At 44.1% G+C, this 25,447-nt stretch carries 22 protein-coding genes; 5 read left to right on the top strand and 17 right to left on the bottom strand.

Annotated elements, in window-relative coordinates:
- Positions 1-11: 11 nt before the first annotated feature.
- From ccoS to HMPREF1154_RS09975, 15 genes are all read right to left on the bottom strand, one after another.
- On the bottom strand, positions 12-239 hold the full coding sequence (ccoS, locus tag HMPREF1154_RS10045; RefSeq protein ID WP_009642468.1) for a cbb3-type cytochrome oxidase assembly protein CcoS: 228 nt from the start codon (positions 237-239) through the stop codon (positions 12-14).
- A 114-nt stretch (positions 240-353) separates the two neighbouring features.
- The gene (locus tag HMPREF1154_RS10040) at positions 354-1,004 is read right to left on the bottom strand and encodes an alpha/beta fold hydrolase (RefSeq protein ID WP_009642464.1); all 651 of its coding nucleotides are present in this window, start codon (positions 1,002-1,004) and stop codon (positions 354-356) included.
- 2 nt (positions 1,005-1,006) lie between these two features.
- Positions 1,007-1,426: a copper resistance protein NlpE N-terminal domain-containing protein gene (locus HMPREF1154_RS10035; protein WP_009642480.1), complete on the bottom strand. Its 420-nt coding sequence runs from the start codon at positions 1,424-1,426 to the stop codon at positions 1,007-1,009.
- A 16-nt stretch (positions 1,427-1,442) separates the two neighbouring features.
- Positions 1,443-2,387, bottom strand: coding sequence for a glycosyltransferase family 2 protein (locus HMPREF1154_RS10030; RefSeq protein WP_009642490.1), 945 nt, complete (start codon positions 2,385-2,387; stop codon positions 1,443-1,445).
- Positions 2,388-2,396: 9 nt separating this feature from the next.
- Complete coding sequence (locus tag HMPREF1154_RS10025; RefSeq protein ID WP_009642478.1) at positions 2,397-2,903, bottom strand: DUF4199 domain-containing protein; 507 nt, start codon at positions 2,901-2,903, stop codon at positions 2,397-2,399.
- On the bottom strand, positions 2,900-3,295 hold the full coding sequence (locus HMPREF1154_RS10020; RefSeq protein ID WP_009642467.1) for an orotate phosphoribosyltransferase: 396 nt from the start codon (positions 3,293-3,295) through the stop codon (positions 2,900-2,902). Before HMPREF1154_RS10020 ends, HMPREF1154_RS10025 begins: the two co-directional genes overlap by 4 nt.
- Before the next feature lie 11 nt (positions 3,296-3,306).
- A complete protein-coding gene (gene pyrE, locus HMPREF1154_RS10015; RefSeq protein WP_009642473.1) occupies positions 3,307-3,945 on the bottom strand; it encodes an orotate phosphoribosyltransferase in 639 nt (212 codons plus the stop codon).
- A 5-nt stretch (positions 3,946-3,950) separates the two neighbouring features.
- Complete coding sequence (gene infB, locus HMPREF1154_RS10010) at positions 3,951-6,824, bottom strand: translation initiation factor IF-2 (protein WP_009642475.1); 2,874 nt, start codon at positions 6,822-6,824, stop codon at positions 3,951-3,953.
- Between the two features lie 68 nt (positions 6,825-6,892).
- On the bottom strand, positions 6,893-8,128 hold the full coding sequence (gene nusA / locus HMPREF1154_RS10005; RefSeq protein ID WP_016419785.1) for a transcription termination factor NusA: 1,236 nt from the start codon (positions 8,126-8,128) through the stop codon (positions 6,893-6,895).
- A gap of 8 nt (positions 8,129-8,136) precedes the next feature.
- Entirely contained in the window at positions 8,137-8,601 is a 465-nt protein-coding gene (gene rimP / locus HMPREF1154_RS10000; RefSeq protein ID WP_009642479.1) for a ribosome assembly cofactor RimP, read from the bottom strand.
- Between the two features lie 133 nt (positions 8,602-8,734).
- Positions 8,735-9,397: a tRNA (5-methylaminomethyl-2-thiouridine)(34)-methyltransferase MnmD gene (mnmD, locus tag HMPREF1154_RS09995; RefSeq protein ID WP_009642477.1), complete on the bottom strand. Its 663-nt coding sequence runs from the start codon at positions 9,395-9,397 to the stop codon at positions 8,735-8,737.
- Positions 9,394-13,383, bottom strand: a complete 3,990-nt coding sequence (locus HMPREF1154_RS09990) for an AAA domain-containing protein (RefSeq protein ID WP_009642491.1) — start codon at positions 13,381-13,383, stop codon at positions 9,394-9,396. Before HMPREF1154_RS09990 ends, mnmD begins: the two co-directional genes overlap by 4 nt.
- A 106-nt stretch (positions 13,384-13,489) precedes the next feature.
- Positions 13,490-14,299, bottom strand: coding sequence for an enoyl-ACP reductase FabI (locus tag HMPREF1154_RS09985; RefSeq protein ID WP_009642454.1), 810 nt, complete (start codon positions 14,297-14,299; stop codon positions 13,490-13,492).
- 209 nt (positions 14,300-14,508) lie between these two features.
- Complete coding sequence (mutS, locus tag HMPREF1154_RS09980) at positions 14,509-17,106, bottom strand: DNA mismatch repair protein MutS (protein WP_034567313.1); 2,598 nt, start codon at positions 17,104-17,106, stop codon at positions 14,509-14,511.
- 3 nt (positions 17,107-17,109) lie between these two features.
- Entirely contained in the window at positions 17,110-17,385 is a 276-nt protein-coding gene (locus tag HMPREF1154_RS09975; protein WP_009642460.1) for a Sec-independent protein translocase subunit TatA/TatB, read from the bottom strand.
- 253 nt (positions 17,386-17,638) lie between these two features.
- Here HMPREF1154_RS09975 and HMPREF1154_RS09970 point away from each other — a divergent pair, with 253 nt between their 5' ends.
- Positions 17,639-18,343 carry a phosphoadenylyl-sulfate reductase gene (locus HMPREF1154_RS09970; RefSeq protein WP_009642481.1) on the top strand — a complete coding sequence of 235 codons (705 nt, stop codon included), beginning with the start codon at positions 17,639-17,641 and terminating at the stop codon, positions 18,341-18,343.
- A 4-nt stretch (positions 18,344-18,347) separates the two neighbouring features.
- On the opposite strand, the gene HMPREF1154_RS09965 is transcribed toward HMPREF1154_RS09970, so the two are convergent.
- Together HMPREF1154_RS09965 and HMPREF1154_RS09960 are read right to left on the bottom strand one after the other, a co-directional pair.
- Entirely contained in the window at positions 18,348-19,001 is a 654-nt protein-coding gene (locus HMPREF1154_RS09965) for an alpha/beta hydrolase (RefSeq protein WP_034567312.1), read from the bottom strand.
- Positions 19,002-19,140: 139 nt separating this feature from the next.
- Positions 19,141-20,391, bottom strand: coding sequence for a dihydroorotase (locus tag HMPREF1154_RS09960; protein ID WP_034567321.1), 1,251 nt, complete (start codon positions 20,389-20,391; stop codon positions 19,141-19,143).
- A gap of 303 nt (positions 20,392-20,694) precedes the next feature.
- On the opposite strand from HMPREF1154_RS09960, the gene HMPREF1154_RS09955 reads away from it, so the two are divergent.
- The 4 genes from HMPREF1154_RS09955 to HMPREF1154_RS09940 all read left to right on the top strand — a co-directional run bounded on the left by HMPREF1154_RS09955 (position 20,695) and on the right by HMPREF1154_RS09940 (position 25,446).
- Complete coding sequence (locus HMPREF1154_RS09955; protein WP_009642493.1) at positions 20,695-23,232, top strand: TonB-dependent receptor; 2,538 nt, start codon at positions 20,695-20,697, stop codon at positions 23,230-23,232.
- Between the two features lie 110 nt (positions 23,233-23,342).
- Positions 23,343-24,164: a hypothetical protein gene (locus HMPREF1154_RS09950; RefSeq protein WP_034567309.1), complete on the top strand. Its 822-nt coding sequence runs from the start codon at positions 23,343-23,345 to the stop codon at positions 24,162-24,164.
- Positions 24,165-24,170: 6 nt separating this feature from the next.
- Complete coding sequence (locus HMPREF1154_RS09945; RefSeq protein WP_009642465.1) at positions 24,171-25,124, top strand: transketolase family protein; 954 nt, start codon at positions 24,171-24,173, stop codon at positions 25,122-25,124.
- A gap of 1 nt (position 25,125) precedes the next feature.
- Positions 25,126-25,446 carry a translation initiation factor gene (locus tag HMPREF1154_RS09940; RefSeq protein ID WP_009642488.1) on the top strand — a complete coding sequence of 107 codons (321 nt, stop codon included), beginning with the start codon at positions 25,126-25,128 and terminating at the stop codon, positions 25,444-25,446.
- Position 25,447: the final 1 nt, after the last annotated feature.

Here is a 25,447-nt window from a genome sequence, read left to right as displayed (position 1 = left end):
TTTAGCAAGTTTTAAGTTGTTGTTTGCTTTTCTTTCTTGTCTTTGTGGTAAGATATATGTGCTTTGTCCTCTTGTTCTTCCTTACAAGTAGGGGTTACCAATTCATCTTCAAAAAGCATGCGAATAGCAGGACTTTCTACGTCTTCGTATTGGCCACTATGGATAGCGCGCAGGTACAAAAACAAGAACAATCCTACCACTACAGTACTTATGGATATGAGCATATAGATAACACTCATTGATTGTCAAATTTGGTGCAAATATAGTGATTTTTCTTGAAAGCAAAAATAAAATTTTACTTATTTTTCACGTTTTGTTTCGTTAGTCACTAGTCACTAGTCATTAGTCACTAATCATTGGTTACTAAACCGCTCTATGAGCGATACAAAGTGTTCCCTGAACCAGCGAAAGCGACTGATGATCATAATATGGGTGCCATTGTGGATACGGATACAATCCTTAATGTTCTTGATAGGGAAGACTATGTCCTTATCTCCTTGTATATGAATGAGTTTCTCTGGGGGGAGCGCAGGGAATTGCCAGTTGAGCAACTCACGGGCACACCAAGCTAAGTAGTGGGGTGAGGCAAGACCTATATACTTGTAGTACAACTTCCTATATCGCTTGGTACGCTTCCAAAACTCAAAGCTAGCTAGCCACTCTAGGGGTAGTAGGTTCTGTAGTCTTAGCCTCTTACAGCAGCGCATCCAGCGGGGGAGTTCCTCGGCCGATTTTATCGAGGAAATAAGCACTACCCCCCTATAGGCAGGTAGCAAAGTAGCTATCTGTTGTACCAATACCCCGCCCAAAGAGACCCCTATAAGGATAGGATTGGGGGCGGTGATTCTCTGGGCTATACGAGAGGCGTAGGCAGCAAAAGACTCCTTAGCATGCGGCTCGTCCCAGTCAAGCAGATGTACCTCGTACTCCTCAGGCCACTCTAGGTGCTGAAAGATACGAGAACTGGCCGCCATACCAGGCATACAATAGACAGGAATAGCCATTTTTATTGTTTTTGGTGTAGGGTAACCCTTGCTTCTTCTTCTGTAGTTAGCTTCTTATTGGGATCAGCCAAGTAGATTAGCACTTGGGCATCTACCTTGTAATAGCTCTTTTGACCATCTTTGCTGATGAGGAAAATAGTCTTATTCTCTTCGTCCCAGCCAAATTTTCCTTTTTCCTCTCGGTTAGTTTCCTTATTCTGTGAGCGTTGTAAGAGGGAATAGGTGTTATTTTCTCCTAAGATAATGGTAGTTGAGAGCAGGTCACCATCCTCGGTAGGGAGTACCCCTTCATAGTGAATTCCTTCTTGGGCAGGGGCCTTTTCTTGGGAGGCTTCCTGCGTGGAAGGAGTATTTTCGGAGGTTTGAGGAGTATTGTTGCAAGCAGCTACAAGCAGTAGAAAAAGAATGCTAAAGCGATACATAATTATAATTAGTTATTTAATGAATAGTTTCTCGGATATGGTACCTTGGCTCTGTCTCCCTACTTCTAAGTACCAATTCGGCTAAGAAGCCTGCCAGAAAGAACTGAGTTCCTATAATCATGGAAGTGAGTGCCAAGAAAAACTGCGGGCGATTAGTGATAAGACGTCCTGTAGGGTCTATAAAGAGCTTATCTATCCCTAAGTAAAAAGCAAAGCAAAAGCCTATGAAGAATACCAGTACCCCCAAGGCTCCGAATAAGTGCATGGGGCGCTTGCCAAACTTAGAGAGAAAGCCTATGGTGAGTAGGTCTAAGAAGCCGTTGATAAAGCGCTCTATACCGAACTTTGTTTTTCCATACTTGCGTGCTTGATGGATCACTACTTTTTCAGTAATATGTGAGAAACCAGCACTTTTGGCCAGTACGGGTATATAGCGGTGCATCTCTCCACGAACATCTATCGTTTTGACTACGTCCTTGCGGTAGGCTTTCAAGCCACAGTTAAAGTCGTGTAGGGTAAGGCCTGAGACCTTCCGTGCTGCCCAGTTAAAAAGCTTGGAAGGGAGGTTCTTGGTGAGCTTGTGATCATAGCGCTTTTTCTTCCAGCCTGATACCAAGTCATAGCCTTCTGCTACAATCATGTGATAGAGAGCTGGGATCTCCTCTGGACTGTCCTGCAAGTCGGCATCCATAGTGATGACTACCTCACCCTCAGCCTTTGCAAAACCTGCATTGAGTGCTTGGGACTTGCCATAATTCCTTAGAAAACGAATTCCCTTTACATGGCTATCCTTGGTACAAATCTGTTGTATGACTTCCCAAGAATGATCCGTAGAGCCGTCATCTACAAAGAGAATTTCATAAGAGAAATCCTCTCGCTCCATGACCTTTTGGATCCATTGATGGAGTTCAGGAAGAGATTCTTCTTCGTTGAATAAGGGAATAACAACCGATATTTGCATGGACAAGGATTAATTTCTGTTGAAAATTTTAAAAAAGGAACTCGCCAAAAGGGAGAGGATCAGACCAAAAAACAAGTTGGACACCAGCGATAAGTTGAATTGTATCCATGGGGCGGTATTGCCTTCCATAGCAGTGCGCATCTGTTCGATAGTCTGAGCATCTACCTCTGGGTGTTCTCCCTTATAGGCTTCCAATTGTAGGCTGTTGAGAGTCTCCAAGTGGGTTGGTGCTATATATTTGATAAAAATAACCCAAAAAATAGCTGCTATCACCGCAAAAAGTATAGAAATACCCAGCCCTACCTTTATCATCTGTCTAAAACTGCGCTCTTTGCTCTGATAAATTCCTAAAAATATACATAAAGCAAGGACTAAGATAGGTAGAATACCAAAGAGAAACACCGTAAGTGGCTTACCATTGTAGGCATTTAAGGTGTATTGTAGCATTGTTAGGGCAATGCTAACCCCTGCTATGATATTCCCGTAAGTTAGCATCAGTCTTTGGTGCTTTTTCATAAGGTCTTTGTTTTTTCAGCCATAGTCTCTAGTAGCTTGGTAATAGGACTTTTCACAACCATGGCCAGCATAGGGTTGAACTCTCCTTCGAAGGTGTAGGAAACCTCCGTCTGTGCCTCCGATTTGGGGTCAAGGCCGATGCGAAGCGTAAAAGGGAGCTTGCCCTCTGGCGCTCCATAGATGAGTTCACTCACTGGAGTGAGCTTTTTCTTTTCCAAGAAAATTTCAGGCATACCCTTTAGGGAAAAAGAGAAAGAGGCATTGTCCTCCGAAGAGGCAAAGTGTGACAAGTTCTCCGGCATGAGTTCCTTGAAAAGAGCAACATTCTCCAATTTTTCATAGACTCTTGTAATAGGTAGACCGACGGATACGATAGGGGAGGTGATTTTCATATTAGATTATTTTATGTCCATTTGTCAGGGGCTAAGCGCCACTTAGCCAAGGTTTCTAGCTGGGCTTGAGAGATATAATTTCTCTCTTTGGCCTCTTCCAGTAGGGCGTTATATTGGCTGAGGGTATCTAAGCCTATAGCCGCTGAAGAGAAATTATGCTGAGCTACCTCGAATAAATAGGAGAAGATAGCGACCATACCTAGTACATCCAAGTGGTTTTCTCTCAGGGCTTTGACCGCTCCTATACTACTCATACCTGTACTGATGAGGTCTTCTATCACCACAGTTTTTTCCCCTTCGGTGAAACTGCCTTCTATCTGGTTACCACGCCCGTGCTTTTTAGGCTCTGGACGTACATAGACAAAGGGAAGGCCTAAGCGGTCAGCCACGAGCATTCCCATACCTATGGCTCCTGTGGCTACCCCTGCTATGAGCTGTACATTAGGATATTTTTCTTTGATAAATTGGCTCATGGTAAGGGCGACTTTCTCCCTTGCAGCAGGGAAAGAGAGCAGCATACGGTTATCACAATAGATAGGCGATTTCCAGCCTGAAGCCCAAGTGAAAGGAACTTCAGGACTGAGCTTAATAGCCTCAATGTCAAGCAAAGTGCTTGCAATATCTTTAGCAATGGAAGCAGTTATTTCCATGATGATTATAATTTTTTCTTAACAGCTACTTCTTGGAAGGCTTCTATGATATCTCCTTCCTTGATGTCATTGTAATTCTTGATTTGCAGACCACAGTCATAGCCCTTGCTCACCTCTTTCACATCGTCCTTAAAGCGCTTGAGCGAAGAGAGTTCGCCAGTATAGATGACCACATTCTCACGTAAGAGGCGTATCTTGGAGTTACGATATATTTTTCCATCGGTAACCATACAACCTGCAATAGTACCCACCTTGGAGATCTTGAAGAGTTCGCGGATTTCTACCGTACCTGTGACCTCTTCACGCATTTCAGGTGAAAGCATACCTTCCATCGCATCCTTCAGATCGTTGATTGCATCGTAGATGATAGAGTAGGTACGGATATCTATTTCTTCCTTCTCGGCCAAGGCACGTGCATTGGCCATAGGACGTACGTTGAAGCCCACGATAATGGCATTGGAGGCAGAAGCCAATAGGACATCGGACTCGGTGATTGCACCCACTCCCTTGTGAATGATAGAGATTTGAATCTCTTCGGTAGAGAGTTTCTGGAAGGAGTCGGTAAGGGCTTCTACAGAACCATCTACGTCCCCTTTGAGGATAATATTGAGTTCTTTGAAGTCTCCCAAGGCAATACGGCGGCCAATTTCGTCCAGAGTGATATGGCGCTGTGTACGTACAGACTGCTCGCGAAGGAGTTGGGTACGCTTAGCAGCTATTTGCTTGGCTTCTTTCTCGTCTTCAAAGACATAGAATTTATCACCTGCCTGAGGCGCCCCATCAAGTCCCAATATGGTCACAGGGGTAGAAGGAATGGCTTCTTTTACATTTCTTCCACGCTCATCTTGCATAGCGCGTATTTTCCCAGAATGGGTACCTGCCAGTACATAATCTCCTATCTTCAAGGTACCTTCTTGTACCAATACAGTGGAGACATAGCCACGACCTTTGTCCAAGGCAGCTTCCACTATGGTACCTACAGCACGCTTATTCGGATTGGCGCGAAGCTCTAAGATTTCAGCCTCCAAGAGAACTTTGTCCAAGAGGTCACTCACGCCTATACCTTTCTTGGCAGAGATGTCTTGGGACTGGATCTTACCACCCCATTCCTCAACCAAGAGGTTCATATTGGCCAAGTGTTCTTTGATTCTTTCTGGATTGGCCGCAGGCTTATCTATCTTGTTGATAGCAAAGATAATAGGTACGCCTGCCGCTTGTGCATGGCTGATGGCTTCCTTGGTCTGTGGCATGATGTCGTCATCGGCCGCAATTACGATAATAGCAATATCGGTAATCTGGGCACCACGGGCACGCATGGCGGTAAAGGCCTCGTGTCCTGGGGTGTCAAGGAAGGTAATACGTTGCTTGCTACGCTTGAGGGTTACCGAGTAGGCACCTATGTGCTGGGTGATACCACCACTCTCACCGGCAATTACATTCTCATTACGGATATGGTCAAGCAAGGAGGTTTTCCCGTGATCCACGTGCCCCATAACGGTTACTATAGGCGCACGAGGAACTAAGTCCTCTGGACGATCTTCCTCGGTAGGGATAGCCTCATCAATACCTGCAGTGGAGAACTCTATCTGGAAGCCAAACTCATCGGCAACAATAGCGAGGGTCTCCGCATCCAAGCGCTGGTTCATCGTAACGAAAATACCCAAGGACATACAAGCTCCAATCACTTTATTGACAGGCACGTCCATCATGGTAGAAAGCTCATTGACTGTAACGAACTCTGTTACGCGTAAGATGGTGCTTTCTCTTTCTTGTTGTGCTATTTCCTCCTCGCTCTTATGGCGATGGCTGTCGCGTTTTTCTTTACGATACTTAGCACCCTTGGATTTGACAGATTTTCCTTGTAGTTTCTCCAAGGTTTCGCGTACTTGTTTTTGTACTTCTTCCTCGGTAGGCTCTGTTTTTACAAAGATTTTTCCGTCTTTCTTCTTATTTTTGTTTTTGTCTTTGTTATCTTTGTTGTTGCTGTTTCCTCCTTTTGGTGCATTAGGATTGGCCGTATTTTCTTTTTCAGAAGAGATACGTTTGCGCTTGCGCTTTCCTTGCTTATCGCCGGAGGCAGCATCTTTGTTTTTATCCTTGTCCTTGCCGTTCTTTTTCTTTTTAGGCCGTTCGAACTGTGACAAGTCTATTTTTTCACCTACGAGCTTAGGCCCTGTTAGTTTGGTGTATTTGGTTTCTATTACACCAGGTTCGGGTTCTATTTGAGGCTTTTTCTCTTCTTTTTTAGCAGCATCTTTGGAAGAGAGGATGGGCTTGCCAGAGAGTAGTTCTCTACTCTTGTTCTTAAGGTCTTTTTCTTGTTTGCTAAGGGGGCTTTTGACATCTTTCTTGTCTTTATCCTTGTCCTTATGCTTATTTTTGTCTTTATCCTTGTGCTTGTCGGAATGGTTTTCCTCCAGAGCGGGTTCTTTGTGGACTTCTTTTTCTACTACAGCAGGTGTTTCAGGGGCAGTTTTCTCCTTAGGGGTAGTCTCCTGCTGGGGGGCTACCTCTTGGGGCGTAGCTTTTTTAGGCTGATCCAAGTCAATTTTTCCAACGACTTTGGCGCCTGCAATAGTGGCTTTGGCACGAATAATTTCTTGTTCTTTCTGTGCCTTTTCCTGTCTTTCTTTTTCTAAAAGCTCCTGACGGATAGCCTCTTTTTCCCTACGTTGCTCCTGAGTGATTTCTTTAGAGGTCTCACGACTTTTCTTGTCAGAACCAAACTCTTTTTCAAGGAGAGCAATTAGTTCTGCTGGGATTTTGGTGTTGGGTTTGGGATCTATAGTATGCCCTTTTGATTTGAGAAATTCAACTACTCTATCGGTAGAGATGTTGTATTCTTTTGCTGCTTTATTTAATCTTTTATCCTCGGCCATAAATTTTTCTAAGCTCGTTTTTTTATTTTGTCTGATGTGTGTTGGTTGTGTATTATTTGGTTTTTAGGCTAATTTTCAAATTCTTCCTTGAGAATACGCAATACTTCTTGGATTGTTTCAGCTTCCAAATCTACGCGTTTTTCTAATTCTTCAGCACTGTATTCCAAGACACTCTTGGCAGTATCAAGGCCTATGCGGCGGAACTCTTCTATTACCCATGGTTCTATATCGTCTTCAAATTCGGAGAGTTCTACGTCTTCTTCGGCGCCTTCACGGAATACATCTATCTCATAACCTGTAAGCAGGCTCGCCAAGCGTATATTGCTTCCTCCCTTACCGATAGCTTTGGAAACTTCCTCGGAGGCCAAGAGAATCTCAGCGCGCTTGGTTTCCTCATTCACTGTGATAGAGGTGATTTTAGCAGGAGCTAAAGCCTTGCTAATGAATAGGTTGATATTGCTTGAATAGCTGATAACATCTATATTCTCATTGCCTAACTCGCGTACGATGCTACGGATACGAGCACCATTCACGCCCACGCAAGCCCCTACAGGGTCTATGCGATCGTCATAAGTATCTACCGCAATTTTAGCTTTCTCCCCTGGAATACGGGCTACCTTTTGGATGGTGATAAGCCCATCGGCAATCTCTGGAATCTCTTGCTCAAAAAGGCGTTCCAAGAATACAGGTGAGGTGCGGGAAAGAATGATAGAGGGCTTATTTCCTTTGAAATCTACCGACTCTATAATCCCCTTAGTGGTTTCTCCTTTCTTGAAGAAGTCCGATGGGATTTGCTTGTCTCTAGGCAAGAGGATCTCATTGCCTTCATCATCAAGCAAGATTACTGTTTTTCCCTTAATATGGTGTATCTCAGCGGTGTATATAGTTCCGATGAGTTCTTTGAATTTCTTATAAACGGTATTGTTGTCATACTCATGTACCTTGGAGATGAGATTCTGTCGCAAGGCCAAGATCGCACGACGGCCGAGCTGACTGATTTTCACCTCTTCGGAAACCTCTTCCCCTACCTCAAAGTCCGATTCTATTTTGAGTGCCTCGCTCAGTGGTATCTCTGCATTGGGATTCTCCACCATACCGTCATCTACAATAATACGGTTGCGCCATATCTCTATGTCACCCTTATCGGGGTTGATGATGATATCAAAGTTCTCATCCGAACCGTATTTTTTCTTCAAAGCAGTCTTGAACACTTCGTCCAAGATGGACATCAGTGCCTCGCGATCTATGAGCTTGTCGTCTCTAAATTCTGAAAAGGATTCTATCAAATCGAGATTATTTTCCATGAGAGTATCTAAAATTTTAATTTTAATTTTGCTTCTTTTATCTCTTCTATAGGCAGAAGAATTTCCTCGGTAACGGTAATTTTCCCTTTTCCTTGTGGTTTGGGCTGGCGCGAGGTGACCTCAAGGGTTACCACTGCATTACTTACTCCTTTAATTACCCCTGTATGGCTTGCTGTAGCGGTCTTGACCTCTACCTCGCGACCTATGTTTTTGGTATATTGGCGCTCTAAAACAAGAGGAGCGGAGATACCACAAGAGCTTACTTCTAAGGAAAAATCCTCCTCTTCTCTGTCCAAATTATGCTCAATAGCACGGCTTAAGGCTACACAATCTTCTATACCGACTCCATTATCGCCATCAATAATTACCTTGATGAGGTTGTCCCCACCTACTGAATAGTCAATGAGAAAGAGTGAAGGATTCTCCTCTAACCCCTTGTCAATCAGTTCTTTTACACGTTCTTTTAAGTTCATATAATTATAAAAAAAGAGGACTTATCCGCCCTCTACCTCTTAATTACCAATTCCGAGTGCAAAAATACAACTATTTTATTAAAAAACAAATGTTTATTAAAAAAATAATTTTTTTTGCACCCAAGGCTCATTTTTATTCTTTTTTAGCTCGGAGCATATCTCGTTTCCCTAAAGCACCAGGGAGCTTTTCTACTTTGAAACCAACGGCTTGCATGGCTCGGCGAGCACTCCCTTTGGAGGCGTAGGTAACCAAGATGCCGCCTGTTTTGAGTGCTTGGTACATACGTTCAAAAAGGGTCTCTGTCCATAGCTCTGGTTGTACACTGGCCGAAAAAGCATCAAAGTAGATAAGGTCAAAACGCTCTTGGTCGCAGATTTGCTCAAAGGATTGTAGGCGCTTTTTAAGGGTAAAAGTGGGGGAGAGCGAAACTGTCTCGTCCCATGGGGCGCTGTGTAGTAGCTCGAAGACGGACTTCTTATCTCCAGCGTCCAATAGTTCAGGATAGTTCAAGCAGGCGACTTCCTCAGCCGTTAGGGGATAGGCCTCCACACCTTCGTAATGAATAGTCTGTTGTAGCCGCTCATGTTCTAAGAACGTAATAAAGGCATTCAGGCCTGTTCCAAGGCCTATTTCAAGCAAAAAAATCTTTTTTCCGGCGAAGAGTTCTAAACCTTGGTGAATGAAAACATGGTAGGCCTCGCCTATAGCGCCTCGCATGGAGTGATAGTGTTCGCCCCATGCTTCTATTTCTAAGGTAGTGGAGCCGTCTTGGGTGTATATGATCTTTCTTTTCATCGGGTAGCGAGTGTTTTTTCAAGAGCGGAAAGGGCGCTTTTGATGGGCTTATCGGCATGGATACGCATATAATCAAGGCCTGCATCACGGAGAATCTGTTCCTTGTGTAGGTCTTCCAAATAGCCCATAGACTGCTGGTAGATGGGCTTGCTCAGACACTCTATGGCGATGGGCTTGCCTGAAGGGGGCGTCAGTAGTATATCGATCATATAACCTCCGAAAGGCTTATCCTTGCTAAGACTAAGGGTAGGAAATTGTGTAGAAAGTAGCGCAAAAACTTCTTCTTTGAATAGCAATTGTCCTTGAGTAGTGGCTTCTTTCCTCAGGTTGCCATAGAGGGCGAGACTTTGTAATACTTCCCCCATAGCTTGATTATTTCCCTCACTTACCGCTTTGGTATAAGCCAAATAAGCATAGAGTACGGCCTTGCGATTGTTGGCCTGCTCTTGGGCTAAGGCATCGGCATAATTGAGGAATACCGCCTCAGGTATGGAATTGCATACATAGATTTTTTCTTTGGCACGGGTGATAATCACATTGAGTAACTTATAGCCTTTTTGTTGGTTTAGAGGGCCAAAACTCTGGACAAACTTGCCATCTTTCTTCTTTCCATAAGTTACCGAAAGGATAATGATATCTCGTTCGTCTCCCTGTATATTTTCTAAGTTCTTGATAAAGAGTCCTGCTTGTTCTAGTGCGGTGAGTTTCTCGGCAAATTCTTGTTCGGTAGGCTGGTTCCTGAGCCACAATAGCTTCTTTCGGATAAGGTTGCGCTGGGTGATGTTGAAAGTGGCTACCCCTACAGAGGGGTAACTGCCGTCCTCTCTGGGGGTGATTTCTCTGAGAATCTCAATGACCTTGAGTGCCTCGGCTTCGTTGGTATATTCGTGAAAAGTGCCATCTACTTGGTAGAAGTTGATAGGGTTTTCACTCTCAAAACGAGGCAAGGGGCGTAGTTTCCCGTTGTAGAAAGCTACATTGGAAAAATCTATCAAGTAAGGGTGTTTGGAACGGTAATGGAAGTCCAGATGATGCTTATCGTACTTGTACTCAAGGGCAAAGTCAAGCAGCGACTCTACCGAGAGCAGGGAGTTTTTCTGGAGGGCTTGGTCTTCCTCGTCTATCTCTTCCTCATCTTGGTAGCCGCCGTCAAAGATCTTACTGAAGTAGTTGCTCGGAGGCATCTGGTGTTCGTCTCCTGCGATGATAACAGTTTTTCCCTTGAGAATAGCAGGGAGGTTGTCTTCCAATTTCAGCTGACTGGCTTCATCAAAAACGACATAGTCAAAGTAGAAGTTCTTTCCTTGGAAAAGGTTACAACAGCTATCGGGGGTGGTGAGTACTATAGGGAAAAAGGTGGTGAATAGGTCTGTATCTTTGCTGGCTATCTGCCTGAGAGATAGGCGGCTGTGCTTTTCACTTCGGCGCTTGTTATATAGGTTGGCCACTGTCAGCTCCTTGTGGTTGGTTTCAAAGTCCTTGACGGCTGCTATTTGAGCTTGATCCCAATATTGGGTAATCATCTGCTGTTGTGAAGCGGCAAAGCGGTGGAGTTTTTCTCTAAAATCCTCATAGGTATTGGCCGAAAAGGCGCTGAGTGTCTCCGATTTTTTGAGCAAGAAAGCCTCATAATAGGCGTATAGGAAAGAGGCTTCCCAGTGGAGTGCTTGGGCTTGTTCCAAGAGTAGCAAACATTGCTTAAGCAAAGCAGAAAGTTCTGCTTCGAAGGCAAACCATTGATAACCTACCTCTAAGGGATTGTTGTGATCGTTTTGGTATTGGTTGTGTTGCTCCAAAGCACTCTCTATATAACGCTTGAAATCAAAGAAAGTCAGCCCCTGAGGGGTAGCGGCTATATAAGCATGCTCCTTTATTTGTTCTTTTAGTTGGCTTAAAGCTCTGGTGAGCGCATGTAGGGTATCGCTGGCAAACTTAGGCTCGTAGAAGTTGGCCACATCCAAAGAGGCAAAGTCAGCAGCTACTTTTTCCTCGAAGTGGGCGCTGGCTCGGCCAAGTTCCTCTCGATAGCGAAGAATCTGCTCCTTATTGGAAAAGAGGTTATCGGAAAGGGAAAGCGGGGCAAAATTGGGGTGCAGGCTAATCTTCTTAATTTCTTGACAAAGCCACAATAAGCGTTTTTGCTGAGTGATAGCCTCCTTGCGTTGGCTCATGAAGAGTGCGCTAAGCTTATACAAAAAGCTTTCGGTACGCTTACGATTGTATTGGTCGGCATCGGCAGGAAGCAGGCTGGTAAGGGCTTCTGTCTCATTTATATAGGTAGTGAGCAGCTGGATTTGCTCAGAGAGTTCTTCCTTGCGCTTATATAGATATTCCCCCCTATACTGCTCATATAGGGAAAGAATCTGTGCCCATTGTTCTTTATAGCTGTTAAAAGTGGCTTCTGTATGATGTGCTGTTTGTTGATAAGGCTTGGCTATGAGTGTCTTAGGGTTGTATAGATAGCCCTCTTTGTAGGGGGCAAAAGGGGTGTATAGTCGCTGGGCTCGGGCGAGAGTTTCCCTGAGCGCCTCATGTTCCTCATCGGTAAAGCTTAAGGAGAGTCCTTGTAGGGAGAGAGCAGTGCGCTGTGGGGCATACTTGAGCAGTTGTCCCATAAGTTCCGTCCAGTTTTCCCCAGAGATTAGGGGAGTGAATAGCTCTTTGTGGTGTAGGTTGATGGCTTCTTTTAGCTGCTTTAATCCTCCAATTTGTGTGTCTTTGGCCTCTTGTGGGTAGGGGGGAATTGCCTTTTTGAAAGCGGGGTCGTCCAAGATATTGCGCACAGCATCCACTACCAATTTTCTATCGGCTATGCTGTCCTTGATAAGAATGGTGTATTTGCCTAAGCCATGATTCTCTAAGGAGTGGTGTAGTACCTCTAGGGCGGTTTGCTTCTCACAGACTACCAAGACCTTCTGTTGGTTCTCTAAGGCATTGACCAAGATAGCCGTAAGGGTCTGGCTTTTTCCCGTACCAGGGGGGCCTTGTATGAGCAGGTGCGATTGGGTGCGGAGTTGCTCTAGCACTTCCTGCTGAGAAGGGTCGGTAGGAATACTGGTAAAGGTTTGAAAATCCCCCTTAGGCGTACTCTCGCGTGGGGAAAACTGCTCCTTAAGACTTTGATAATCATTGATGATGTTTTGTTTCTGTACCTCAAAAAGGGAAAAGAGTCCAGCCTTCTCAATCAGCGCATTGCCCTTTTCAGGCAGGAGTGCCTCGTAGGCGGACTTGGTTTTGATAGGGCTTATCTCTGCATAGTTGTTCTCTAAGAAATCAAGGTTCTGTTTGATTTTTAACTGACTAAGTAGGTCGGTACATATCTGGTAGAGTTCCGCTTTGTCTATCTTGCCGTCTTCGAGCATTTGGTCAGGGATAGGGGCAATGGTAACATGGGAGTCGTTCTGCAAGTGATTGATAAGCACTTCATTGATATAGATAGGATCGTCCTCGCTACGGCTAATTTCCCAAGTGTTGAGCTGGGAGGTAGGACGTATTCTCACCGACCAAATAAGTATAGGAGCCACTGTGATCTGCCCATCTGTCAAATCGCGTCTGGCTAAGATAGGAAAACCAAACCCCAAAGCATTGACACCTTTTTCCTGAAAGATGGCCTCACTCTGGAAAATGAGATTATCTACCCCATCGGAGAGTTTTTCCAAAAGCTCTGCTCGCTCTTTGTTCTCGTCTTTTTCGGTTGTTTGCTTTTTTGCTCTTGCTGCTTCAGCGGTTTCTACTATGGTATAATCGCGCTCATCAATAGCTGTAGAGGGTGTATCGTGCAGGGAGAAGGTGAATTTGAGGTTTTTCACGGTCAGTAAGTCCAAGACAAACCGCTCTGGTAGGCTCTTGAATATAGCTGAAAGTCGCGCTAAATCGAACTTATAGCGCGAGTTGCTCACTACCGCATTGAGGTGTACCCCTCGGCGATTTCCTATTTTTAATTTCTGCCCAAAAAGATCAAATACTTCTTTGCTAAAAGGCTCCATAATAATGACTAATGATTAATGACTAATGACAAGTAATGAATGACAGATAACAAAAAACTATCATTAATAGCAATGATAGTTTTTTGAATTATATAAAATGAAAAAATTATTTACTCATATGAGCGATTACCTCAGGAGTGACCCCTACATTGGAGAAGCCGCCATCGTGATAGAGGTTCTGCATAGTAACCTTACGGGTAAGGTCGCTGAAGAGGGTAACAACATAGTTGGCACAGTCATCAGCAGTGGCATTGCCCAGTGGAGACATTAGCTCAGCGTAGGTGATAAAACCATCGAAGCCCTTCACACCTTGTCCAGCAGTGGTAGGAGTAGGGGACTGGGAGATGGTATTGATACGCACATGCTTATCCTTACCATAGAAGTACCCAAAACTACGCGCGATAGACTCCAAGTAAGCCTTGTTGTCGGCCATATCGTTATAGTCAGGGAAAGTACGTTGGGCAGCGATATAAGTAAGTGCTACGATACTACCCCATTCGTTCATTGCATCATTCTTATGGAGGGCTTGGCACACCTTATGGAAAGAAAGCGCCGAAACGTCCCAGCCCTTGGCATAAAAGTCATAGTTAGACTCAGTATAAGGGATATTTTTACGTACATTGACCGACATACCTATGGAGTGTAGTACAAAATCCAGCTTACCACCGAGGATTTCTACCGCTTTGGTAACCAAATTCTGTAAGTCGTCCATATTGGTAGCATCAGCAGGGATTACTTGAGTACCTGTTTTTTCAGCTAATTCATTGATTTTTCCCATGCGCATCGCAATAGGCGCATTGGTAAGGACAAACTGGCCTCCTTCTTCATGTACGCGCTCAGCGGTTTTCCATGCTATGGAGTTCTCATATAAAGCACCAAAGATGATGCCTCTTTTTCCTTTTAATAAGTTATACATAATATATTGTATTTAATTCTATCGCACAAAAGTAAGGATTTTATTTGAAATAACAAGCGGAAATGAGTGAAAAGTGAAAAATGAATAATGAAAAGTTTCTGCAAAGATACAATTTTTTCTCGTAAATAACAATTGGTCACTTGTCACTAGTCGTTGGTCACTTGTCACTAGTTGTTAGTCACTTGTCACTAGTCGTTAGTCATTACTCACTATTTTTTGAGCATTTTCTTAATACTATTGAGTTTCATCAGTGCCTCTATGGGGGTGAGGTTGTCTATATCGGTATGAATGAGCTGTTCCTTGATACTTTCCAAGAGGGGATCGTCCAATTGAAAGAAACTCAGCTGCATACCTTCTTTGTTCTTTTTACTGAGTTGCTCCTTGTTGTCTTCTAGCTGATGTGTTTTCTCCAATTTCTCAAGCACTTTTTCTGCTTTTTCTATCACATAAGGGGGCATTCCTGCCATTTTGGCTACATGAATACCGAAACTGTGTTCGCTACCGCCCTCCACGAGCTTGCGCAAAAAGAGAATACTTCCCTTGACTTCCTTGACCGAGACAGAAAAATTCTTGATACGGGCAAACTCGTTTTGCATCTCATTGAGTTCGTGATAGTGAGTGGCAAAAAGGGTCTTGGCATGGGTAGGGTGCTCATGTAGGTACTCGGCTATAGCCCATGCAATAGAGATACCATCATAGGTACTGGTACCACGACCAATCTCGTCCAAGAGGATAAGGCTTCGCTGGGAGAGGTTATTGAGAATCAGAGCGGCCTCATTCATCTCTACCATGAAAGTAGATTCCCCTTGTGAGATATTATCACTGGCACCTACACGGGTGAATATCTTATCTACAATACCTATCTGTGCTTGCTTGGCAGGGACAAAACTACCTATCTGAGCCAATAGGACGATTAGGGCAGTCTGTCTCAGGAGGGCAGACTTACCACTCATGTTAGGCCCTGTGATCATCATAATCTGTTGGCGCTCATTGTCCAAATAGATATCATTGGCTATATAGGGTTGGGTAGGGGGGAGTTGCTGCTCTATCACAGGATGGCGTGCTTCCTTTAGGTTGATAACTAAGGAATCGTCCAGCTGTGGGAGCGTATATTGGCGCTCTGTAGCCAAAAGAGCAAACCCACAGAGGGTGTCTATCTCTCCTATGGCAATGGCTGTCTGCTGTATAGGAGAGATATAGGCGATGACCTCTTGGATGAGCGAGGCAAAATATTCCTGTTCTAAGGTAGCGATACGCTCCTGAGCATGAAGGATTTTCTCCTCATATTCCTTGAGTTCTTCACTGATGTAGCGTTCGGCATTCACCAAGGTCTGTTTGCGAACCCAGTGAGCAGGCACCTTGTCCTTATGGACATTGCGCACCTCAAAATAGTAACCAAAGACATTATTGCTATCTATCTTCAAGGAAGAGATATGGGTCTGGGCAATCTCTCTCTCTAATAGCTGGTTAAGGTACTCCTTACCAGAATGGGAGAGGTTGCGTAGCTCGTCCAGTTCGGCCGAGAAGCCCGCTCGGATGGTATTGCCTTTTAGGATATTCACGGGGGCATCCTCTTCAAGGGTATGGCCAATTCTCTCACATAATTCCTCTAGGTCACAGATACGCTCAAAAAGTCTCTTGAGGGCAACTTCTTCATTCGGGAGAGTAATTGCTCTTAAGGGAAGTACAGCAAATAAGGAGTTTTTCAGATAGATAAGCTCTCGTGGAGTGATTTTTCCTGTGGCTATCTTGGAAAGCAAGCGCTCTATATCGCTCACCTTGTGCAGGTGATCCCTTACTTGTTCTCTAAGTTCGGTGTGGGCGACTAAGGCTTGTACCACTTGGTGGCGCTCTTGTATCTGACTAAGGTTTGTTAGTGGTAGGGCAAGCCAACGCCTAAGCATACGGCTACCCATAGGGGTCAGGGTCTTATCAATGACTTCCAAGAGGCCTACACTGCCTGATTGTCCTCCGCCATATAGTTCCAAGTTTCGTATGGTGAACTTGTCCATCCATACATATTCGTCGTTTATGATAGGGCGAATACTGGTGATATGCTGTAGCTGGTGGTGCTGTGTCTCGGATAGGTAGTGTAGTATAGCCCCTGCACTGATCCAGCCTTGGCGCAGCTGTTCTACGGCAAAGCCCTTTAGAGAATTGGTCTGGAACTGCTTGGTTAGTGCCTCATAGGCAAAATCTTCTTTATAGACCCAGTCTTCCAAACCGAAGTAGTGCCAGCCATTTCCAAAGGCGTCTTCTATCTCCTTGCGCTGTTTTTTGGCAATGAGTACCTCATTGGGCTGAAAATTCTGTAGGAGCTTGTCTATACAAGGGATATCCCCTTCAGCTAAGTAGTACTCACCAGTGGAGATGTCCAAGAAAGATACCCCACACAAGGGGGTATGTAGCCAAACAGAGGCTAAGAAATTGTTCTTACGCGTCTGTAGTATGTCGTCACTGAGGGCAACCCCAGGGGTTACTAGCTCCGTAACACCACGCTTGACGATGGTTTTGGTAAGCTTTGGATCTTCTAATTGGTCGCAGATAGCCACGCGGTAACCAGCCTTGACGAGCTTCGGTAGATAATTGTTCAGAGCATGATAAGGAAAGCCAGCTAAGGAAGTATCCTCACTGCCATTATTGCGAGAAGTCAGTACTATACCCAACACTTGTGAGGTCTTGACGGCGTCCTCCTTGAATGTCTCATAGAAATCGCCTACCCTGAAGAGCAATAAGGCATCGGGATACTTTGCCTTAATCTGGTTATATTGTTTCATCAAGGGGGTTTCTTTGCTCGTCTTTGCCATGTGTTATCGGTTTCGTTTGATACTTCCCAGTGGGTCTTCTAAGCCTTCTTTGGCTTTCTCTACCTCTTGTTTTACTTCATCAATCAGGGAGGTATCTATACCTGATTTCTCTACGCTTTTGTTGATTTCCTCCTTAATCTCTGAGGTGGCATCCCTGAGTTGTCGCATGCCTTTGCCCAAGGTACGAGCGATTTCAGGAATTTTGTTGGTGCCAAAGAGCAGCACCGCCACAAAGAGTACAAATAATAGTTCAGGAGTACTTATAAATAAAGGTATCATTGAGCCATGAAAATTTTCTGCAAATGTACAAAAAATGTACTAAACAACAAAAAATACATCAAAGGAGTTTGTAAATATAAACACTAATCAAGAATCATCTTAGTCAGCATCTATATACTACACAGTATCAATCTATTACACTTATTTGGATATAATCTAAAACCATATATAAAAGCTCTTTGAGTAATTAATCATTAATCATTAACCATTAATCATTATTTTTCGTATTTTTGCATTTCCAAACCTAAAAATAATGCATCCCGATATAGATTCGTTGCTCACAGCAACGGCCTCTCTTACAGAGACAGAAATACTCGCCCTCCTTACCGAGCGCTATCCCGATAAGGTGGTTTTCTCCACTAGCTTTGGTATGGAGGATCAGGTCATTACCGATTTTATCATGAAAGGACACTTCCCTATCAAGATCTTTACTCTAGATACAGGGCGCCTTTTCTATGAGACTTATACCACTTGGGAGCTTACCAATGAGTATTACCATACCAAGATTACCCCTTACTATCCCGATGCAAAAGCGATAGAGGAGTATGTACAGGACAATGGTATCAATGCCTTTTACCAGTCCGTTCCCTTGCGACATGCGTGTTGTCATATCCGCAAGGTAGAACCGCTCAAGCGTGCTTTGCAGGGGAATAAAGTATGGATCACAGGACTCCGTGCCGAACAATCACCCCATCGGGAGCAGATGCCCATGGTGGAATGGGACGAAAGTAACCAAATTATTAAAGTGCATTTGCTCCTACACTGGAAAACAGAGCAAGTGTTATCCTTCCTTCGTAGCCATGGTATCCCCTATAACCCATTGCATGACAAGGGTTACCCCAGTATTGGCTGTGCCCCCTGTACACGTGCTGTCAAGGAAGGCGAAGACTTCCGTGCAGGCCGCTGGTGGTGGGAGCACAAGACCAATAAGGAATGTGGGTTGCATGTACATCAGTAGCCGCTTATTTTTGCTGCTCAATCCAATTCTTCATGGCGTAGAACATCTCGGCTGAGAACACATGTCCCGAAGCAAACGTCTGATAAGAATAATCGATGTGTAGCTTCTTGAATAACTCTATGGTTTCTTCTGCCCAATCCAAGGAGACAATTTCATTAGAATATCCGTGTAATAGACAGATTTTCAAGTTCTCAAAATTGTTCTTTTGATAGTTAAAGCTCAATAATTTTTTGTCTATGTAACTATTGATAGCCACAACTCTTTGGATTTTCTCAGGATAGGAAAGCGCTAAGGAAAGGCTAAGAATACCTCCTTGGTCAAATCCTATAAGGGTGATCTGTTCTGTGTCAATATTGAACCGATCACAAGCCTGTCCTAAAAAAGTTAGGAGTTTGTGCTGTGCGGCTTGTGCTTGCACTATATCGCACCATTTGGAGGCCCCAAACTCTATAGCATACCAAAAAAACTCAATATCTGATAGCTTGTAGGGAGCTTGTAGGGAGATTACAATATACTCCTGAGGGAGTTCATTGGCTATGGAGAAGAATTCTTCTTTGTTTTGTCCATAACCATGTAGCATGAAAATGGCGGGAGACTTGCCATTCTCCTGCTCTATAATAGCAGGTCTTACCAAATAGTTTAAAGAAAAACCTTTCATCTTTTGGTAGAAAATGGTAAAATGTTGGTGCACCTATATGTTTGGAGCATATAGGGAAGTGTTTCTAATTTTTGTTAGAGTTTTTTTTCCTGAAGTTAAACAATAATATATATATACTTTTTGTAGAAGTTGGAGTAGCTTATCTTGAGAACCAGTGACCCCTAGGGGAGATCACCCCCAAGACTTTTCCTTTGACTGTCTCTGAGACAAAGGCACAATTTTTAGAAGAAGATTTGATCGAATCTTTGTCAAATACCCGCTCTCCCTTGTCGGTAAAGAGGGTTATATCTGCTTTCTGGCCTACTGCAATAGGCGATACAGGTAGGGAGAAACGTTTTTTAGCAGCGGTAAGCATCTCCACAGTTTTTTCCACTGAGAAGTGTCTTAGCATGATTCCTAAGGTAGCCTCAAGACCTATGCTTCCGAACTCTGCAAGGTCGAACTCCTTAGCTTTGCATTCTATATCAAGGGGGCAATGGTCAGAAGTTACCATATCTATAACCCCGCTTTCCACTCCTTTGCGAAGGGCTTCTACATGCCGCGTATCACGCAATGGGGGAAGTAATTTGTAGTCAGTATTGAAGTTGCCTAAGACTTCATCTGTAAGGTGTAGATTACTCACTGCCACACTACAGCTCACATCTAGGCCTTTAGCTTTGGCTGCGGCTATCAGAGCGACAGATTTTTCAGTAGAGATTGTCGGAATGTGTAATCGTCCACCAGCATATTCGAGGATGGAGAGGTCTCTCTCCACAATAATTTCTTCAGCAAGTGCGGGTATTCCCTTTAGTCCCAATCGGGTAGAAGCTATATGTTCATTCACTACTCCCTTGCCCATGATAGAGCGGTCGCAAGGAAAAGAAATCACCATACCACTAAAAGGCGCTGTGTATTGCAAGGCAATCTTTAGCAGATTGGCCTGCGGAATATACCGCTTATAATCTCCAAAAGCCACTGCCCCTGCACTTTGCATATCGTACAACTCGGCTAGGTATTCTCCCTTGCTCTCAGTGGTGAGAGCACCTATAGGGAAAATCTCTGTAATGGCTCCTTGGGTAGCACGTTTTAGAAAGCCTACTTGGCTTCGGCTCTCTGTAATAGGGTGTGTGTTGGGATTGAGCATCACCTGCGTAAAGCCACTCTCACAAGCTACCTTTGCGCCATGGGCTAAAGTCTCTCGCTCCTCGTACCCTGGTTCTCCAAAACTTACACTGCTATCAGCCCATCCTTGTGAAATGTAACAATTCTCTAACACTTCATTGGCATCTTGGCAAGTGATTTCAGAGCTAATTTGTTTGATGTTTCCATCTTCTATCAAGACATCCTGGGTTTGTCCATGGTAGGAACTGTCCGTGTCTATGATAGTTACATGTCTTAACAAAGTTTTCATAATTCCCTTCATCTTCACCACAAAGATAATCATTAAATTTTAAATAGCAAACATTTTTCCCGTTTTTTTTGTGTTAAAGTTTCAGAAGTAACGAGAAAGCTATCTTATAGGAGAAATGAGTCTTTTTTATTAATATTAATTATTAGATAGGAATGTTAAAATATCTTGTAGATAGATGCTATAATTGATTTTATTTATTAGAAATAAAGTAAAATAGTTAAAAATAAATTTATTTCGCAACTATTTGTTATATCGGAAAAAACTCGTAATTTTGTCCCAGTCTAAATAAAAAGTATTTAACAAATGATTTTACACAAAAATCTCTTACTATTTATTGTGCTTTTGTTGAGCGTGAGCCTTCAGGCACAATATAAGATCAAGGGTAAGATCCTTGATGAAAACAAGTTACCTATCACCCAAGCGACTGTCAAATCGGTAGCTACAGGGGAAAGCACCCTTACCGATGACAAGGGAAACTACACTCTTACCACCTCCGATGAGCATCCTTCACTGCAAGTAAGCAAGGAGGGCTACGCGCTTTTGGAGTTCCCTGTAGTCTTACAGGACAATGAAAATAGGGTTACCTATGTGGAGACAACCCTTCGTCGCAATGCGGAAGAGACACTCGCGGGGGTTGTAGAGTTACAGCCTGTGGTGATCTCAGACAACCCAAGTCTTGTAGCCAACTCGGTGGGATTGGCTAAGGTAAAACTTGACAAAGTGGCAGGAGGTACCAACTTGGCCGACCTAAGAAACCTAAACATACAGCGTTCCCAAACCCTCAAGGACGCCCTTCAGCGCGAACCTGGGATTATTATCCAAGATTTCTTCGGGGGTAATGACCAACCACGCCTTAATATCCGCGGTTCAGGTATCCAAAGTAATCCACAATCACGTGGGGTAGCGCTCTCCCAAGATGGTATTCCGATCAACTTTGCCGATGGTTCTTATATAATAGGTGTATTAGAACCCCAAGTGAGCAACCTCGTGGAAATCTATCGTGGTGCCAATGCGCTCGAACATGGAGGCGCTACCCTCGGTGGGGCTATGAACTTTGTTACCAAGAATGGCTATAACGCTTCTCCCCTAAGTGTGAAAATGGAAGCTGGTAGCTTTAACTACTTCAATAGTACGATTTCCTCTGGCTTCTCCGCTGGTCGCAATGATCTCTTTGTAGCTTCGTCCTATAACCATAGCGATGGCTACCGTACCTATAATAGCTCTAAGCGCTTCAATGCTTTGCTTAACGTAGGGCGCAAGTTTACCGATAAGTTCGAGGCACGTCTCTATGCGTCCTTCACTGACCTTTATTTTGATATCCCAGGCCCTCTTACCCGCTACCAAATGGAGAGTGATCGCAAGCAAATCAACAAAGCACCTAAGACAACTTTCCCCTATGCCTTTGGCCCTAATGTGGTACGCGACAAGCCTAACCGAAGCAGTAAAATCGCTCGCTTTGGTACCAAGTTGGCTTATCAGATCAATGCCAATAACCTTATCTTAGCTACCCTTTATTACCAATATGCCGATGATGCCTTTACCTATCCTATCGCCAACGGGGTACGTCAGGACTTCAATAATGACTATGGGGTACGCCTCTCTTATACCAATACAACCGAGAAAAACGATTTTACTCTTGGCTTACAATACAGCCAAGGCCTTATGCACCAATCCCGTTTCCACAACGATCGCGGTAATTTCGGTGCCCTCTTTGCCAAACAAGATCTTACAGCCAACCATGCCATAGCTTATGTATCTGATACATACAAGATTACCCCTTCTCTCTTGGCCAATGTAAGCGTACAAGGTAGCTACGATACCCGTAAGGTAGAGGACAAGTTCACTGGGGCTAAGCGTCCATTCCTCTTTGTGACACCTAATGGCTTGCAAGCTCGTGCCTTGCCTAACCCCAATGCAGCTACTCCTGTAACAGGTGATTTCTCTTACAATGCAATCAATCCTAAAGTAGGGGTGATCTATAAGTTTACTGACCGAGCACAAGTTTTTGCCAACTTCTCTCGTAGCTATGAACCACCTACTTTCTTAGAAATTGTACGTCTAACAGGAAGTGCTACACCTAACTCTAATCGCCCTCCAGTACCGCCCATTGTCTATAGCAATAGCTCCAATGTCAATTCAGGGCCTACCACCATTACCATCTCCGACCTTAAGGCTCAACAGGCCTCCACTGTGGAGCTCGGTACCAAAGGAAATTTAGGACGGGCTTTTGTATGGAATGTAAGTGCTTACCACTCTTGGGTAAAAGATGAAATCTTCACCATAGCCGACGGTAGTGTAGGGGTAGGAGGTAATACCGTCAATACGCCTTATGCGACTATCCACAGAGGGTTGGAGGCTGGTTTGCAATCTACTTTCCTTACTCATATATTCTCTGCCAAGGAAGATACTTTCACCCTTTCTGTTAATTATAATTATAGTGACTTTTACTTTGATGGAGGAGAGCTTAAGGGCAACCAAATTGCGGGTATTCCTACCCATTACCTCTTTACAGCCCTCACCTATAAGCACCCTATAGGAATCTTTGCTGAAGTAAACCTCGAATCACTTCCAGTAAAGACCCCTATTGACCATAAAAATACGCTATACCAAGACCCTTACAGCCTTGTAGGGGCACGCTTGGGTTACAAAAAAGGACAATGGACTTTCTTCTTGCAAGGCAACAACTTAGCTGATAAGGTGTATGCCTCCAGCTATTTGGTACAAGCAGAAGTTACCGCACCACCTATGCGCCTTAACCCTGCGGCTACTCCCGATGATAAAACCAACTTTATCCCTGGGGTAGGAAGAAACATCATAGGCGGTCTCTCCTTTACTTGGTAGTGGTTCTTTTTCACATCTTTCATAGAACTTTGTCAGCGCAAAAACGCTGGCAAAGTTTTTTTGTCTAATAGAATTAAAAATAGTATCTTTGCACGCCGATAGTAAGCATTATGAAACTGACTACTCTGTTGGAAACAAAAGGGATAGACCCGCAGCCTCTACAGGATTTCAAACCTCATGGGGGCGTTATTCTCATGGACTACAACGAGCGTGAGGTAATCCTTGAGTGGATAACACAATGTAACCTTGGCTTTGAGCTACTGCCCTTGTTCTCCAACCAAGAGAGTGATTGTGTGGCTATCTATACTACGGGCTTTCTAAAGGGTAAAGTGGTAATTGTAAGGCACGATGAGGCAGTATTTGCACCTCAGTTTAGGAGTTTGGACTCGTTCCTAAAGGCTTACGAAAAGGCAGCTATGCAGGCCGACTTCTACGATTGGGAGGATATAGAAGTATATGACTATGACTATCCTATAACAGAGGAAAAGCAGGCGGAGCCAGCTATATGGCAGGACTGTTGGCAGCATATAAAAGCCAATGATTTTACCTCCGATGTACAAAAGGAGACGATACAAATCATGGCCATTTGTCTCACCCCGCCTTCCCAGTTAGATGCTTTATTGCCCTTCATACAAAAAGAATTTGCTCTTAAAGAAGATATGTCAGTGATAGCTTATGCTATAGATGTGTTAGGCATTACCCATCAGTATGAGCCAGCCAAACCTTTGATAGCAGAATTGCTTAAGACAAGGCGATTTGCTGCCTATTACAGGCGAGGGGAGTTGTACCGTGGAGAGTTTAAAGTAAAAGAGACTTTTATAGGGAAAATCATTTGCCCACTGCTTAGGGTGATCATCGTTCCTTTTATGTTATTGAGTCTTTTTTTTGTGGAACTCAAAGATAGATTTAAAAGTAAAAACGTTAAAAAATAACATCTGATGAAAAAATATACCGATACAGGCAAAAAGGACACCCGAAGTGGTTTCGGTGCAGGACTTGCCGAACTGGGACGTAAGAATCCTAATGTAGTGGCGCTTTGTGCCGACCTCATTGGCTCACTCAAAATGGAGAAATTCCAAGAGGAAAACCCTACCCGCTTTTTCCAAGTGGGCATCGCCGAAGCCAATATGATGGGTATCGCCGCTGGCCTTACCATAGGGGGAAAGATTCCTTTTACAGGTACTTTTGCCGCTTTCTCCACAGGACGTGTATATGACCAAATACGCCAGTCTATCGCGTATTCCAATAAGAATGTAAAGGTGTGTGCCTCCCACGCGGGATTGACCCTTGGTGAGGATGGTGCTACTCACCAAATATTAGAGGACATAGGGCTGATGAAGATGTTGCCCAATATGGTGGTCATCAACCCTTGTGATTATAACCAAACCAAGGCAGCTACCCTTGCCATAGCTGACTATGTAGGGCCTGTGTACTTGCGTTTTGGCCGCCCTGCGGTGCCTAATTTTACTCCAGAAAACCAAACCTTTGAGATAGGTAAAGGGATTTTGCTCAACGAAGGTACCGATGTGACCCTCATCGCCACAGGTCACCTTGTATGGGAAGCCCTCCTAGCTTGCGAGGTCTTAGAACAAAGAGGTATCTCGGCCGAGGTGATTGATATTCACACGATTAAGCCTTTGGACGAAGAGATGATACTTGCTTCTGCTCGCAAGACCAAAGCAGTGGTAACCTGTGAGGAACATAACTATTACGGCGGCTTAGGTGAGAGCGTAGCACGTGTATTGGCACAGCACTACCCTGTACCACAAGAGTTCGTAGCGGTTGATGATACCTTCGGAGAAAGTGGTACCCCAGCCCAGCTCATGCAGAAGTACGGGCTAGACAAGGACGGTATACTTAAAGCAGTAGAAAAGGTGCTTAAAAGAAAATAAGATGCTCAGAGAACAACTCCAAAAACTCTTTCCTGACCATAAGGAGGAAGTACTCCCCGAAGAACCTACTTCTAATATTTGGCTACAGGACGAACCTCTCTTGTGCAAATATGAAAAACGCAATGGTAAGCCTATCACCCTGATAGAGGGCTATACAGGTGCCGATACGGACTTCAAAGTATTGGCCAAGGAACTCAAAACCCGCTTAGGGGTAGGAGGAACCGTGAAAGAGGAAAAGATCATCATCCAAGGGGATTACCGTGATAAGATTATGGAATTTCTCAAGGAAAAAGGGTTTAAGGTAAAAAGAGTAGGGGGGTAAA

Origin of the sequence: Capnocytophaga sp. CM59 (genome assembly GCF_000293175.1) — a bacterium.
Lineage (GTDB): Bacteria > Bacteroidota > Bacteroidia > Flavobacteriales > Flavobacteriaceae > Capnocytophaga > Capnocytophaga granulosa.
The sequence above is the reverse complement of the archived record's forward strand: the minus strand, read 5'-3'. Positions and strand labels throughout refer to the sequence as shown.